Genomic DNA, 14,315 nt, shown 5'->3' with positions numbered 1-14,315 from the left:
CCGCGGGTCTCAATCACGCCTCCAACACGAAGCAGGGAATCCGGTGAGGGCGAGTACGCCCTGTGGGTTCGCGGTGTGGTCAAGTGGTGCGGCGCGCTCGGGCGGCCGCCCGGCCGTGCGCGCTCCCTCCAGCGGTGACAACTCGCCGAGCGACTGCATGGACTGCATGCGATCCGCCTCGTCCCGTTCGGCCACGGCACCAATCGTCGGAGCATCGAAACCTCCATTGTCAGCCAGCGTCGCGACCTCGGGCAACTCCCGGCGGCGGGGTGCCCGGCCTCGCACCGCGTTTCCGGTCCGCGAGATCACCGGGCGGCCCTTCGCACCACCTGCCCGGCGCACGCCACGACCGGGGCCGAGAAGGCCCGCCATTCCGGCTACCGCGTTCACCGGGAACGATCTTATTTCCTCACCGGGCACGCGCAACAGTTTTGTCACTGACCTCCGGCCCGCGCGCATTCGAGTCGCGCACCGGCGGGTTCTTCTTGGTGAAATGTGTTAACACGAATACCGGTCCGCGAAATCGTCTCAACGTGTGACAACGCGCGTGACACAGGCGATCTTCCGCGAAGAAGCGTATAATGATCACGGTTTCGGTGCGTGACACGCACGTCTCCGAATCCTCTCGATGAGTTCGTTAAGTCCACTGTGTACAGTTATTTCGGTACCGCTGTCCACTTCGCCATTTCCGCGCCGCGAGCACCCGGTTCCGCATTGTTTCGCACTGGCCGCCTCCCGCCGGGTCAGGTGAGTTTCTCACCGCCCCCGCGTACCGGCCCCCCTCACCGGCCCCCACGTCGGGGAAAGTGACAAACGGCCCTAGAAACGCACACTCCCCCGCTGCGACGGTGGATGCGCAATTCGGAGGCGAGACAATGACATACCCCGCTCAATGGACGATGTCCATCGTCCTCGACGAGAACGACGGCACCACCAGGGCACGAGTCCGGCTCGGTGACGACCTCGGCAACCACTTCGACGGCATCGGACTGGCCTACCGAGGACTCGACGTGGCAAGGGTTCCCCAGATCGCGGGGGAACTGGCGCTGGCCCGCGCCCTCAACGACCTCACGGAGGAACTACTGGCCGCCGTCGCCGCCGACATCGAGACCGAACTGGGCGGGGCGCGGCTCGCCGCCCCCGTCGAACGCGTCCCCTGAGGCGCGCACCAGCTGTCCACATTGCTCAGCCGGACGGTCGCATGTGGGCGATGCGGAACTCGGCGCTGGGGTCAGGATTCGTGGCGCTCCCTGTCGAAAGCCGACCATTCGCTTTGCCACCGGTGATACCTGCCGCGATCGAGCGCGTGCCGCAGTGCCACGAACAACAACCCGGACAGCAGCACGACACCGATCCACACCGTCAGTGACACCGCGAAGGCGTTCCAGGCGATCACCCCTCGCGACATCGGCGGAGGAACCGGCCTGCCCGTCTCGTCAAGCCAGATCTCGACCGTCGTACCGGCCGGTGCGGCTGCCCTCGCGGGAACCATTCCGGTGCGCCTGCTCCCGTCCGGCAGCGACCATTCCGCTCGCGCCGACACCGTCGGCCCCGTTCCCGCCGTTCCCGTGTTCCGCTGCGTGGCCGGCGCGTCGGTGAGCAGCACCGCCTCCACCTCGTGGCGCGTGCGTTGTTGCTGTTGTGCCACCGCGATCTCGCGGGCGTAACTGTCCGATCCCACCGCCGCGACGAACGGCAGTGCCAGCAGGGGAATCACGACCGCGGCGACGAGCGCGGCGCTCTCCACCCTGTCGGACAGCCTGACCAACGGGTTGCGGCCGGGGTGAATGCGCCGCCACAACCTGGCCAGCAACGTCGCCGACTGCCACATCGGACCGGCCTCCTCCTGGTCGTTCCCGCACGGATCGTTCAGGCCCTGCCTACCCGGCCCGTTCGCCTTTCACCGGCCTCGCGACGACGACAGGACACTCCGCGTGATGCAACAACGCCTGGCTCGTGGAGCCGAGCAGCATGCCGGTGAAGCCGCCCCTTCCCCTGCTGCCGACCACGACGAGCTGGGCCTCGCGGGACCGGTCGAGGAGCTGGTTGCGCGGCTTGTCCCTCACCACGACCCGTTCGACAGGCACGTCGGGGTACTTCTCCTGCCAGCCGGCGAGCCGTTCGGCGAGCACCCGGTTTTCCTCCTGCTCCACCGGTCCGGTCTCGAAATACTCCCTCGCCTTGTTGAAACCGATCGGATACTCGACGTCCATCCACGCGTGCACCGCGACGAGCGGCACGCCCCGGAACGACGCCTCCTCGAATGCGACGGCGACCGCCTGCTCGCTGACCTGGCTGCCGTCGACGCCCACGACGACAGGTCCCTCGGCTGGCCGCTCGCCGCCTTCTCTCCTCCGTACTATCGCGACCGGGGCGCTCGCGTGACTGGCGACGCCCAGCGCCGTCGAACCGGCGAGCATCCCCGCGAAGCCACCGAGACCGGATTGGCCGAGCACCACCATCTTCGCCTCGGCGGAGAGCTTGTTGAGCAACGGAATCGGCGGCTCGTCGAACACCTCGGAGGTCACCTCCACCCCGGGTGCCAGCCCGCGCGCCTGCTCGGCGGCCGCCGCCACGAGCCCGCGCGCGTCCTCGTCGACGGCTTCGAGAACGTTCATCGGGACGGCGAGCTCGGCACCGTAGTACCTGCCGATGAGCCCGTAGGCATGCACGATCCGCACCGGAAGGTCGCGTTGCGCCGCGAGTGCCGCGGCCCAGTCCACCGCCCATCCCGACGATTCGGAACCGTCGACTCCGACGACGACCGCTCCGCTCGCCGCGTCCTCAGCACCCATGTTTTCCACTCCCCGCTCGAATGCTCCACCTGCTTCGCGGGCTCGGCCTCACCCGGCGCCGGGGCCGCCCGCACCGTTTCCGGATCCGGCCCTTTCCATCCACCTTGAAGGACAGGCGCCCGCACCGCCACGCAAAGGCAGGACGCGGGACCTTCGACCCTTCACCCCGGCCGGTGACTACCCGAGGATCGGCACGAGGGACACGCGCGCGATGACAGGCGGGCACCATGCAATTCGAGAACCGTGCCGACGCGGGCAGGGAACTGGCCGGCAGGCTCGGCTACCTGTCCGCGCACCACCCGATCGTGCTCGGCCTGCCCCGAGGGGGCGCCGTCGTCGCCAGGCAGGTCGCCGACGGACTCGGCTGCGCGCTGGACGTCCTGCTCGTCCAGCGGGTCCGCGCGCCGGAAAGGCCGGAACTGGCCGTCGGCGCCGTCGGTGAGGGCGGCGTACTCGTCACCAACGCCGACCTGCTCAGGGAATACCGCCTCAGCAGGCAGGACATGGACCTCGCCGTGCGCACCGCGCTCGCCGAACTCGACCGGAGGACTGAGCTTTACCGTGGCGACCTCCCGCCACTGTCCGTAGCGGGCAGGACGGTTGTGCTCGTCGACGACGCGATCGCCACCGGCGCGACGGTGAGAGCGGCACTGCGCGTCCTTCGCGGCAGGCAGGCCGGCAGAGTCGTGCTCGCCGTGCCCGTCGCCCCTGCCGACGTACTTGAGGAGCTGGCCCACAACGCCGATCACACCGTGTGTCCCAACCCGAGGGTGTGGATGCGCGCGGTCGGCCATTGGTACCGGGACTTCTCCCCGGTCAGCGACGAGGACGTGCTCCCGCTGCTCGGTCGGCCGCGCAGTGTGCCGAGCCCCGCGCCCGACCTGTGACCGGCACGGTCGAGGGACCTTGTGCCCTGTTCGTCACCTTCACCGGCCATCATGATCACGGCGGAACATCAGAAAAAGGCGGTGGTGACGCGGTGAGCAGGCAGGGCGACGCGAGCGTGGCGAACGGAATCGTGGTGCACACGCGCGGGGAGGTGCTCGACGGAGCCAAGGAGTACGTGCGGAAACAGCTCACGACGTTCGCGAGGCGGCTACCGGCCCGGCTCGACGCCGCGCGCGTCAAACTCACCGCCTTCACCAAACCGAGCGCGCCCGTTCCCGCGCTGGCACAGGCGAACCTCCAGATCGAAGGACGCCCCGTACGGGCACAGGTGGCGGCGCCGTTCTTCACCGAGGCGGCCGGCCTGCTGCGGGCCAGGCTGAAAGAACAGATCGCGATGCTGACCGCGCCGCGCACCGGCAGGCCGTGGGACGGAGCCGCCCCGCTGGGGCCTGCCACGGCGAAGGTCACCGGGCGCAGGGAGATCGTGCGGCACAAGACCTACGAGCTGACCGAGTGCGCGCCGGGCGAGGCCACGTTCACGATGGACCTGATGGACTACGACTTCTACCTCTTCACCGACAGCGAGACGGGAGAAGACAGCGTCGTCTACCGGGTGGGGCCGACCGGATACAAGCTGGCCCGCCTGGCGTCGCTGGCGCCTCCGGCGGGACCGGCCGCCGTACCGCTCACCGTCAACGTCCATCCCGTCCCGCACCAGACTCCGGCCGAGGCCGCCGGCAGACTCGACGAGACGGCGCTGCCGTTCACCTTCTTCCTCGACAGCACCACCAGCCGGGGCGCCGTCGTCTACCGGCGCTACGACGGGCATTACGGGCACCTCGCGCCCCGGTGATCGAGCACGGAAACCCGGAACCGGCGTAACCGGGCGTTTTCGTTCGGTAAGGTTGCTTCTCGTGCCTCGCCACCCGACAAGGCCGAACACGACGACGCTCGCTCCCGACCGGTTCGCCTCGCGCGAGGCCACCACGGAGGAGCTCGGCGGCGACCTGCTCGGGTTTCCCCGGCTACCGCGCTACGACACGGCAGGGGCGCAGCTGCCCTTCGTCGAGGTGCCTTCGCCGAGCGGGCTCGTCGAAGGGGCACCCGCCGACCCCGAACCCGCGCTTGCCCCCGGCACCGTGCTCGCGGGCAAGTACGAGGTCATCGGTGGCCTCGCCCACGGCGGCCTCGGCTGGGTCTACCTAGCCAAGGACATCGAGCTCGACGAGCTGTACGTCGCGCTGAAAGGCATGATCGACCCGTCGGACACGAAGCTCGCCGAGGCCGAGCGCAAGACGCTGACCGCGCTCAATCACCCCAACATCGTGCGCATCTTCGGGTTCGTACTGCACCGCGCGTCGGCCGAGCGGGAACCGGACGGCTACATCGTCATGGAGTTCGTCAACGGCCACTCGCTCAGGGAATTGCTCGGCCGCCTCGGCGCGGGCGAGGACGTGTTCGGGGAACCGTTGCTGGCCGAACACGTCATCGGCTACGCGCAGGAACTCCTCGACGCCCTGCACTACCTCCACGGCCAGGGACTGCTGTACTGCGACCTGAAACCGGACAACATCATGCACGGCGGTCACCGGATCAAGCTCATCGATCTCGGCGCGACCAGGAAGGTCGGCGACGACACCACTCCGCTCGCGATGACAAGGCGTTACCAGGTCGGCGATTCGGAACTCGCGCAACACGGCGTGACCGTGCGCTCCGACCTGCACACCCTCGGCGTGACGCTCGGCGAACTGCTCGCCGTCAGTGACGACGATCCCGCGGGTGAGACCGCGTTCGGGGTCAGGTCGCTGCGGCACGTGATCGACAGGGCGACGGCCCCGTTCGCCCAGCGCTTCGTCTCGGCGGCCGACATGGCGGGCGCGCTCGACGGCGTCCTGCGCGAGATCCAGTCGCTGCGCGACGGCGAGCCAAGGCCCGTCCCTTCGGCGCTGTTCGCCGAAACCCCCGCGCTCTTCGACGTCGGGCTGGGGGCAGCGCCGCCACTCGAACGCTGGACGGCCGCTCCCGCCGAGGACTATTCCCCGCCGCCGCTGGACGACGGCCGCCCCTCCCCCGCCGACATCGCGCTGATGCTGCCACCTCCGCTACCGGACCCTGCCGACGCGGGCGCCGGATTCCTCACCGAGATGCGCGCGCCCGACGCCCGCAGGAGGCTCGGCCAGCTCGCGGGATGGGTCGAGAACAACGGCCACACCGTCGAGTTGTCGCTCGCGCAGTGCAGAGCGCACCTCGAAGTCGGAGCGCCGGAGCGGGCACGGTCGTGGCTCGACTACGCCACGACGACGCTCGGTGAGGACGGCGAGTACGACTGGCGCCTCGGCTGGCATCGCGGACTGCTCGCGCTCACCCGGTCCGACATCCTCGAAGCCGAGGCCGAGTTCTTCTCGGTCCACCGCGCGCTTGCCGGTGAGGCCGCGCCCAAGCTCGCGCTCGGCTACTGCGCGGAGCACCAGGGCAAACCCGACGTCGCCACCGACTACTACCACGCGGTGTGGCAACGAGACCGCACTCAGGTCAGCGCCGCGTTCTCGCTGGCGAGGCTGCGCCTTGCCGAGTACGACAGAGCGGGCGCGGTGGCCGTGCTCGACCAGGTTCCCGCGGTGTCGCTGCACTACTACGCGGCACGGATCGCGACGGTGCGCGTGTTCGTCGGTGACCTCGGCGAGGGCCCGCCCACCTCGACCGATCTGGTCAACGCCTTCCTGCGCCGTCCAGAACTCAATCTGGAGGGCGACGAGGAAAACGGCGGCGCGGGCCCCGCGCGCGACCGCCTCGACACCGAGGTCTACGAGGCCGCGTTGCACCGCGCCGTTAAGAGCGGCGACGGGGAACGGCGCAACGCCGTAGGGGCTCAGCTCGAACAGTGCCTGCGCGGATTGGCCAGGCAGGCGAGGGACGCCGAGAGCCAGGGCGTGCTGATCGATCTCGCCAACACCGTACGGCCGAAAACCTGGTTCTGATGGGGATTCCAGCGCAACTTGGTGCCGCGGCCATCGCGACGGTGCGGCCGGGAGACGGCAAAAGCACGACGGCGCGCACGTTGCGGCTGCTGCGCGGTTGGTCATTGGTATTGACGGTGGCCGTGCTCGCGGGTTCGGTCGCTGCCTTCGCCGGTGTGCGCTCAGCGATCGACACGATGCGTGGAAGGACGACACCCGCGATCATCAGTTCGGCATCGGTGTACGAGGCACTCGTGCACGCCAACACCTCAGCCGTCACCGCGTTCGCGCTGGGACCAGGCCAGCTCAGCGGCGCGGGAGACTTCTACCAGGCACAGATCGGCGTCGCGAGCCAGAACCTGGCGCAGGTCGCCGAGCACAACGTCGCGGGGTCGGCCAGCCGCAGAGAACTGCAACTCGTGCAGGGGCTGCTCGTGTCGTACACGAGCTGGATGTCGCAGGCCGAACTGAGGTTTCGCACCGGCGACGACTCGATGGCCGGTGCCACCGACGTCTGGTACGCGGCGCAACTCTTGCACGACGCGGACGGGATCCTGCCGCATCTCTCCCAGTTACGTGCCGCCCAGCTCGACGAACTGGACGACCAGCTCGCCCGCGATTGGATGCATCCGGGCGCGAGCGCGATCTGGCTGATTCCGGTCGCCGCGCTCGCCGTGTTGCTCTGCGCGGCGCAGGTCTATCACCACCGGCGATTCCGGCGAAGACTCAATCCGCATCTGCTCGCCGCGACCGGGTTGCTGATCGCGGTGGCCGCGCTGCCCGCGCTGACGATCCCGGCACAGGCGCGAGCACACCACGGCGCGAACGAGTTGCGCGAGGAAATCACCATCTGGCAACAACGCGCGCACACGGCGGCGGCCGCCGACCGCCGCGCGGTCGCCGTGCTGGTGACCGGTCACTGCCAGCCGGACGGCTGCGGCGACTCGGTCGCCGAGTTCGCCGCCTCACCGACCGGGTCCGCCGTGCCGAGGGGAACCGCCGACGATCAGCTTGCCGGAACCGGCGCCGACGTGACAGCCGGGTTCGACCGCGCGGCATTGCCGCAGGCGGTGCTGTGGCTCATCGTCGCGGGGGCCGGTGGCATCGCCGTGCTGATCATCACCGGCTTTCAGCGCCGGATCACCGAATACCAGGGGCATCCTTCATGAAAACCGCGCGCACAGCGGTGTTGCTGGTCCTGCTGGCTCTGCTCACCCAGGTCAGCGCGTGTACCACCGCGGAGCGGGTCACCATCATCGGGCCGTGGACGGGAACCGAGGAGGCCGCGTTCCGCGCCGTGCTCGACGAATTCGAGCGCGAGACCGGCATCGGCTACGACTACCTCGGCACGCGCTCGCTGAGTCCGGTACTCGCCGCCGACGTCCAGCAGGGAACCCCGCCGGACATCGCCATACTGTCGAGCCCCAACGAACTCGTGAACTACCAGCGGCAGGGAGCGTTGCGTCAACTGCCGGAACTGGAGGACGAACTGCGCTCGGCCTACAGTCCACAATGGCTGCAACTGGCGCAGGCTGGAACGGAGCGGCCCTACGCCGTCGTGGTCAAGGCCGCGCTCAAGGGCCTCGTCTGGTTCAACCCCAACGTGCTCACCGGCCCCGTTCCCCGCACGTGGAACCAGCTCGTCTCGCTCACCGACGCCGCGGCGGCCGAGGGCAGAACACCGTGGTGCATGGGCATGGGAGCCATGTCGGCGACCGGTTTTCCCGGCTCCGACTGGATCGAGGACATCCTGCTTCGCAGGTACGGACCGGAAACGTACCAGCGCTGGGTCACCGGCGACCTGCCGTGGACGGCTCCCGAGGTGCGGGAGTCCTGGATCGCCTGGGGCGAACTGATTCTCGGTGATGGAGCCGTCCACGGTGGACGCGGTGGTTCGCTGCTCACCAACTACACCACCGCCAACGACACGATGTTCGCCGCCGATCCGGGGTGTTTCCTCGAACATCAGGGTTCCTACGTCGTCAACGACTACCGCTCCAAGGGCGCCCGGTTCGACTTCTTCCCCACCCCCGGCCCCTCCGGGCCCGGCGACGCCTGGCTCGTTTCCGCCGACCTCGCGACGATGTTCCGCGACACCCCGGCCGCGAGGGAACTCATGCGGTTTCTCGCCTCGGCCGAAGGACAGCGCATCTGGCCCGAGGCCGACCGGGGCGCCGTGTTCACGGTGCGCCAGGATGTCGCCGCCACCACCGGGTCGGACGCGGTGACCAGGAACGTCGCGCGGATCATCAGCACGGCGAAAGTCCTGTGCTACGACGCGTCCGACCTCATGCCGACGGCCGTGACGAATGCCTTCCACCGCGCCGCCCTCGGCTACCTCGCCGATCCGGGGCGACTCGACCAGCTGCTGGCCGAACTGGAACGGATCCGCACCGGCGTGTCGGCCCAGGACTGGGCCAACGTGGTGTGCGGCCGGTGACGGATCCGTTCCGCTGTCAGCTCTTTCGCCCCATGACCGAAAGGTCACGCAGCCTGCCGACGTTGTCGAAGGAGCCGAACCCGACCCTTCCCGACGTGAAGGTCGGATCGACGGCCGTCATCAGCGGGTCCCGCTGACCGTCGACGTACACGGCGATCTCTCCCGTTTCGGCACAGTGGGTCAGGCTGACCTCGTGCCACTCGGCGTCGGTGATCGCGGGCGCCGCTCCCTGAGAGCGCACGGGATCCCATTGATGGTCGATGCGTTCCCTGTCCGCGTCGTCGACGACGAATATCCCGTTGTGCGGGTAAATCGTGTTGTCCGTCGACAGATGCGCGTAGTAGAACCGCGTGTCGGACTGATAGCCGAACACGAGCACCACGTCCCTGTTGGTCACCTCGACCGGTGTATCGAGCCGCACCTGCGCATCGAGGCGCACCGAGCCGAACTCGGGCCCCTTGGTGAGCACCGCGTACTCGTAGGGCCTTCGCGGGCCAGGCCGCTCCGAACCCTCCTCGGCAAGCACCACCTCACGGCGGGGGAATTCCCATTTCTCCGGCGTCACCGGAGCCCAGTTCTTCTCGCCCATGGCGTTCTTGACCACGGTCGATCCGGTGGGGCAATCGGCGAAGCGCTTGGTTCCGGTGATCTTCCAGATCTTGCCGTTCGCCTTGGAAAGCAGATAAAGCTCACCGTCGGCGTCCCTGCCGAATCTGAGGTCGACCCTGGTGTCACCGGCCAGTTCCGGTGTCGTGACCCAGTTTCCGTTCTCGTCGTACAGCCTCATCGTGTGGATGGTCGCCGGCTCGGCTCCCCTGCGCATCTCGCCGGACTCGGTGTAGAACACCCTGCCGTCGACGAGATCCGCGAACAGGTACTTGCCGCGCAGTTCCGGCGCGTCGTCACCGCGGTAGACGAAGCCACCGCTGATGGCCCTTCCGACATCCGTGCCGCATTCCCAGTCGGGAGGCGGATTGTGGTCGTACTGCGCCACCGGGTACACGTAGTCGTAGTTGCCGTCGTCATCGGGCAACGGGTACAGGTAACAGTCGTCGGCACGGTCGTAGCGGAACGTGCCCTCACGCTCGCTCCAGCCGAGGTTGTCGCCCTTGCGCACCTCGTACACCGATTCGATGGCGTGCTGTCCGATGTGTCCGAGGAACATCCTGTTGCCGCCGGGGCCTCGCTTCGGATCCCAGCTGAAGCGGTGCGGGTCGCGCATGCCGTAGGCGAAGATCTCGCCGACCGCGTCCTGCTGCCCCACGAACGGATTCGACGCCGGAACGCCGTACTGACCGTTCACGCTGTCGTTCCCGTGCGGATCGATGCGCAGGATCTTGCCGTGCGGCGTCGAGAGATCCTGCGGCTCCGTACTGGAAACGCCGAGACCGCCGTCGCCTACGGCGATGTAGAGCAGCCCGTGATCCTCGGAATTGCGCTTCGCCGTTGGATTGAAGTCGATCTGCTGGATTCCGTGGATCTGCTGCGCGAAACCGAGCCGCAGTATTTCCCTGCTGGTGCCGTGGAAGGTGTCCGAGGCAGGGTCGTCGGCGCGCCACTCGGTGACGATGCCGTGGTATTGCGTTCGCGGCTGCCGGGGGAAGGTCGTCTCCTTGTCCAGTGCGGCACCCGCTTCGGTATGCACGGTGTAGAAGACGCCGTTGCGCCTGAAGTCGGGATCGAAGGTCACGAACCCGAATCCCTGGCCCATTCCCCTGCCGGAGAAGAAGTCGGGGAATTCGGCTTTCACATCGAGATACACTTCGGGCTCGCCGCTCTCCGGCACGAAGTACAGGTTCCCGTTGAGGTCGGGTACGTACTTTCTGCCCGAACCGTCGGGAAGCTCGCCGAGGTGGTTGATGCGAGCGTGCCGCATCAACCTCGGGTCGGTCGGCGCCGGAGTCGGCTCCGATTTCGGGAACTGGGCGAATTCTCGCACGGTCAGGCCCAGTTCCGAGGTGACCGGATCTTCGGGGATGGGGTCAGTGATCGGCCCTTCGTCTTGCGCGGCCGCCGGCGCACCGGCCAGCAACGTCGTGACGAGGGTGACGGTCGCCAGTAACGACCATCTCGGCTTCGACATCATGCTCACCTTTGAGTCCTCCGCCTTGAAAGCGCTTTCAAGAAAGCGCTTGCAGACTTTACAGTGCAAGATCGGCTTCGCGCAAGGTTTCCGGACGGTCGCGCTTTCTCAGTGCCGTTGTCGAACGGTCGCCATCAGGCGCTCGTCCGCGTCGACGCCGGGCCCGACCCTTGGCAGCCGGAACACCAGCACGATCCCGCCAAGCCACCAGAATCCGACGATGGCCCATTCGTACGGCCAGACGAGTTCGGCCGGCATCCCCGGCAGGAACAACACACCCACCCCCAGCGCGAGCACGATCGCCGTGGTGCCGACGACCCCTCCCGCCGGTACCCGGAACGGTCGCGGCATCGCGGGCTCGCGCCTGCGCAACACGAGGAAGCACAGCGCGACCATCAGGTAGGCGACGATGATGCTCAGACTGCCCGCGTCCGACAGCCACACCAGCATCTGCCTGCCGAACAGCGGCGCGATCGCCGAAAGCACGCCGATGAACAACACCGCGTTGCTCGGCGTTCCGAATCGCGGATGCACCTTGCCGAACCACTTCGGCAGCATTCCGGATTTGGCCATGGCCAGCAGCAACCTGCTCGCGCCGATGAGGAATCCGTTCCAGCTCGTGATGATCCCGGCGATGCCGCCGAGCACGAGCACGGTGCCCATCGCCGACGAACTCCACAACCACGCCATGGCATCGGCGGTCGGAACCTCCGAACCCGCCCGCTCTCCCGCGCCAAGGCCGGAACCGACGGTGAGCATGATCATGACGTACCAGCCGACGGCGAGCAGCACCGACCACAACAGCAGCCTGCCGATGCGCCGCGGCGGCAGATCGATCTCCTCGGCCGACTGCGGGATCACGTCGAAACCGACGAAAAGGAACGGTGTCGCGACCAGAACCACGAGAACTCCGGACATCCCGCCCGTGAACAACGGTTCCATGTTCGCCGTCGAGCCACCCGTGACCGCGCCGATGGTCAGCAACACCCCGACCGCGGCGAGGAAAAGGACGGCGACGTTCTGGAAGACGGCGGCCGGCCGCACACCGACATAGTTGAGCACGGTCAGCGCGACCGCGCCGAGCACACCGACTCCGACCCACGTCGCGTACACGTCGTACCCGGCCACCGACCACAGCAATCCGGCTGGAAGATCGGGTATGAGGTAAAGCAACGTCTGCGGAAGGGCCACCGCCTCGAACGCGACGACCGAGATGTAGCCGAGCACGAGCGACCACGAGGTGACGAACGCGGGCCGTGAACCGAGAGCGCGCAAGGCGTAGTTGTGCTCGCCGCCGACGGCTGGCATGGCCGACACCAGTTCGGCATAGGTCAGGCCGACGAGTCCCACGACCACACCGCCGATGACGAAGGCCAGCGCGGCACCACCCGCTCCTGCTCCGTCGAGGAAATCCCCGGTCAGCACGATCCAGCCGAAGCCGATCATCGACCCGAACGCGATGGCGATGACGTCCATTCTGCCGAGAACGCGGGCAAGGCTTCCGTTTTCGGCACCGGGGTTCGACATTCCCCCACATCCCTTCCGCGCTCACCGGAGATCACCAGATCTTGGTGATCTCCGGCGGCGCAGTCAAGGGCGAGCGGTCAGTTCGAAGTGGACGGTGCGGCCGGTCTTCGATCGACCCAGCCGGTGAACCAGCGGGACGATCACTCCGTGCAGTATCGGATATTTCCGGCGCATTTGCCGGGCGGCGTTCCGGTTCTCCGCTCCTTCGAGCCTGCGCAGATTGCCCGGCAGCGGTGTTCCGGTGAGCTGACGGCCCGAGCCGTTGCTCCGCGTCACCTCAACCCTGGAGTCCCTGGCGACTCTGCGGGTCTTGAGCGATTTCTCGAAACTGCGCAGGAATGCCTTGTTTCCGTCGACGACGATGCTCACCGGGCTGCTCCCCTGGCGCCCGTCCTTGCGGTAGGTGGTGAGGCTGATCGTCTTCTGCCGTACCAAATGCGCGAACTCCGGTGTCGTGACCGTCGTGACCACGCCGGTCACGAAACCCAGCGATCGCAACCGGAGCGCGAGGCCGGTCCCCGCGGCGACCGACAGGACAGCCAGCAGCACGAGCTGCCATACCGCACCGCCCTCGTCCAGATCCACGATGTGGTTGATCGCGTGCACGGTCCCGGCAACGGCGAAGCCCGCGAGCGCGACGGCGAGCGCGTCTCCCCATATCGTGGCCAGCAGCAACGTGGCCCCGATGCCGAGCTGGAACGCGCCGAGGTCGTGCGAGAAGTGCGTGTGCGCGGGAAAACCGGCGAAGTCGGCGAACGACGCCGGGGCGAACAATGCCCAGAATCCCCCTGCCAGCAGTACAAGACCCGCGACGGCGGCGATCACTTTCGGCGCCACGCCACCCGTCGTTGTCGTCGTGTGTGGTGCCGTTGTCGGTGGTGTCGTGGTGCCCGGTGTTGTCGCCGGTGGCGTTGTCGTCGTTGCACTCGATGTCGTGGTGCCCGGTGTCAGTGTGTTCGGTGTCGGTGGCGTTGTCGTCGGTGTGCTCGGTGCCGGTGGCGTACTTGGTGTCGAAGCCGGTGTTGCCGGTGTCGGTGTAATCATCGTGCCCGCCCTTCCCACTTGTCCGGCCGCGAGCCCACTACCCAGCCGAGGAGCCCACTGCCCGGCCGCGAACGCGACCGTCTGCCGGGTGGACGGAACACCGCGAGTGATCGTGACAAGCCCACCTGCCGCGAGTCCCCCGCTCAGGACGCCGAGTTCCGCACTCAGTCCGCCGACATCCGCACTCAGTCCGCCGACATCCGCACTCAGGACGGCGAGGTCCGCACTCGTGCCCCCGAGATGCCCGCTCGCGTCACGAAGCGCGCCGCCCGAGCACCAAACACCGCGCCGCGCCCGCACCGAGCACCGAGCACCGAGCACCGAGCACCGAGCACCGAGCACCGAGCACCGAGCACCGAGCAAGTATGCCGACCGCGATGACGAACAGTCCCCGGCGCGCGGGCTGAGGTCTCCAGATGCGCAACTCGACGTCCCGAACGCGCAACTCACCGTCCCGAACGCAGAACTCGACGTCCCGAGTGCGGAACTCGATGTCCTGAGCGGGGGACTCGCGCATCAGTGCGGGACTCGCGAGCGCCGCGAGCGCCGCAAGGGCGCGGGTAGGGCACAATCGATTCCGG

The 14,315-nt window shown here is 67.9% G+C and carries 13 protein-coding genes; 6 read left to right on the top strand and 7 right to left on the bottom strand.

What is annotated here, in order from left to right:
* Positions 1-9 precede the first annotated feature (9 nt).
* Complete coding sequence (locus BAY61_RS14110) at positions 10-390, bottom strand: hypothetical protein (protein WP_143021326.1); 381 nt, start codon at positions 388-390, stop codon at positions 10-12.
* A 485-nt stretch (positions 391-875) separates the two neighbouring features.
* On the opposite strand from BAY61_RS14110, the gene BAY61_RS14105 reads away from it, so the two are divergent.
* Entirely contained in the window at positions 876-1,160 is a 285-nt protein-coding gene (locus tag BAY61_RS14105; protein ID WP_091798080.1) for a dsRBD fold-containing protein, read from the top strand.
* A gap of 71 nt (positions 1,161-1,231) precedes the next feature.
* Here the strand turns inward: BAY61_RS14105 and BAY61_RS14100 are convergent, their stop codons facing one another.
* Complete coding sequence (locus BAY61_RS14100) at positions 1,232-1,831, bottom strand: Rv1733c family protein (protein WP_091798077.1); 600 nt, start codon at positions 1,829-1,831, stop codon at positions 1,232-1,234.
* Between the two features lie 49 nt (positions 1,832-1,880).
* Positions 1,881-2,795, bottom strand: coding sequence for a universal stress protein (locus tag BAY61_RS14095; RefSeq protein WP_091798943.1), 915 nt, complete (start codon positions 2,793-2,795; stop codon positions 1,881-1,883).
* Between the two features lie 227 nt (positions 2,796-3,022).
* Between BAY61_RS14095 and BAY61_RS14090 the strand changes: the two genes are divergently transcribed.
* The 5 genes from BAY61_RS14090 to BAY61_RS14070 all read left to right on the top strand — a co-directional run bounded on the left by BAY61_RS14090 (position 3,023) and on the right by BAY61_RS14070 (position 9,080).
* Positions 3,023-3,682, top strand: a complete 660-nt coding sequence (locus BAY61_RS14090; RefSeq protein WP_091798074.1) for a phosphoribosyltransferase — start codon at positions 3,023-3,025, stop codon at positions 3,680-3,682.
* A gap of 92 nt (positions 3,683-3,774) precedes the next feature.
* A complete protein-coding gene (locus BAY61_RS14085) occupies positions 3,775-4,536 on the top strand; it encodes a sigma 54 modulation/S30EA ribosomal C-terminal domain-containing protein (RefSeq protein ID WP_245866078.1) in 762 nt (253 codons plus the stop codon).
* Between the two features lie 61 nt (positions 4,537-4,597).
* Positions 4,598-6,661: a serine/threonine protein kinase gene (locus tag BAY61_RS14080; RefSeq protein ID WP_143021325.1), complete on the top strand. Its 2,064-nt coding sequence runs from the start codon at positions 4,598-4,600 to the stop codon at positions 6,659-6,661.
* Positions 6,661-7,809: a hypothetical protein gene (locus BAY61_RS14075; RefSeq protein WP_091798068.1), complete on the top strand. Its 1,149-nt coding sequence runs from the start codon at positions 6,661-6,663 to the stop codon at positions 7,807-7,809. The genes BAY61_RS14080 and BAY61_RS14075 overlap by 1 nt, the downstream gene beginning before the upstream one ends.
* Entirely contained in the window at positions 7,806-9,080 is a 1,275-nt protein-coding gene (locus BAY61_RS14070) for an ABC transporter substrate-binding protein (protein WP_091798065.1), read from the top strand. The genes BAY61_RS14075 and BAY61_RS14070 overlap by 4 nt, the downstream gene beginning before the upstream one ends.
* 16 nt (positions 9,081-9,096) lie before the next feature.
* Here BAY61_RS14070 and BAY61_RS14065 read toward each other — a convergent pair whose 3' ends face one another.
* The 4 genes from BAY61_RS14065 to BAY61_RS14045 all read right to left on the bottom strand — a co-directional run bounded on the left by BAY61_RS14065 (position 9,097) and on the right by BAY61_RS14045 (position 14,251).
* A complete protein-coding gene (locus BAY61_RS14065; RefSeq protein ID WP_245866211.1) occupies positions 9,097-11,166 on the bottom strand; it encodes a PQQ-dependent sugar dehydrogenase in 2,070 nt (689 codons plus the stop codon).
* 105 nt (positions 11,167-11,271) lie between these two features.
* Complete coding sequence (locus BAY61_RS14060) at positions 11,272-12,690, bottom strand: APC family permease (protein WP_091798058.1); 1,419 nt, start codon at positions 12,688-12,690, stop codon at positions 11,272-11,274.
* 63 nt (positions 12,691-12,753) lie between these two features.
* Positions 12,754-13,527 carry a PPOX class F420-dependent oxidoreductase gene (locus BAY61_RS14055; RefSeq protein ID WP_091798055.1) on the bottom strand — a complete coding sequence of 258 codons (774 nt, stop codon included), beginning with the start codon at positions 13,525-13,527 and terminating at the stop codon, positions 12,754-12,756.
* A gap of 460 nt (positions 13,528-13,987) precedes the next feature.
* On the bottom strand, positions 13,988-14,251 hold the full coding sequence (locus tag BAY61_RS14045) for a hypothetical protein (protein WP_091798049.1): 264 nt from the start codon (positions 14,249-14,251) through the stop codon (positions 13,988-13,990).
* Between the last annotated feature and the right edge of the window lie 64 nt (positions 14,252-14,315).

The sequence above is a fragment of the Prauserella marina genome, from assembly GCF_002240355.1.
Taxonomy (GTDB): Bacteria; Actinomycetota; Actinomycetes; order Mycobacteriales; family Pseudonocardiaceae; genus Prauserella_A; species Prauserella_A marina.
This window is presented reverse-complemented; position numbering and strand designations above follow the sequence as displayed.

Coding starts and splice junctions, on each gene's coding strand:
- BAY61_RS14075 (WP_091798068.1), top strand. CDS start 6,661: ATGGGGATTCCAGCGCAACTTGGTGCCGCGGCCATCGCGACGGTGCGG.
- BAY61_RS14060 (WP_091798058.1), bottom strand. CDS start 12,690: ATGTCGAACCCCGGTGCCGAAAACGGAAGCCTTGCCCGCGTTCTCGGC.
- BAY61_RS14070 (WP_091798065.1), top strand. CDS start 7,806: ATGAAAACCGCGCGCACAGCGGTGTTGCTGGTCCTGCTGGCTCTGCTC.
- BAY61_RS14045 (WP_091798049.1), bottom strand. CDS start 14,251: ATGCGCGAGTCCCCCGCTCAGGACATCGAGTTCCGCACTCGGGACGTC.
- BAY61_RS14090 (WP_091798074.1), top strand. CDS start 3,023: ATGCAATTCGAGAACCGTGCCGACGCGGGCAGGGAACTGGCCGGCAGG.
- BAY61_RS14095 (WP_091798943.1), bottom strand. CDS start 2,795: ATGGGTGCTGAGGACGCGGCGAGCGGAGCGGTCGTCGTCGGAGTCGAC.
- BAY61_RS14100 (WP_091798077.1), bottom strand. CDS start 1,831: ATGTGGCAGTCGGCGACGTTGCTGGCCAGGTTGTGGCGGCGCATTCAC.
- BAY61_RS14065 (WP_245866211.1), bottom strand. CDS start 11,166: ATGATGTCGAAGCCGAGATGGTCGTTACTGGCGACCGTCACCCTCGTC.
- BAY61_RS14105 (WP_091798080.1), top strand. CDS start 876: ATGACATACCCCGCTCAATGGACGATGTCCATCGTCCTCGACGAGAAC.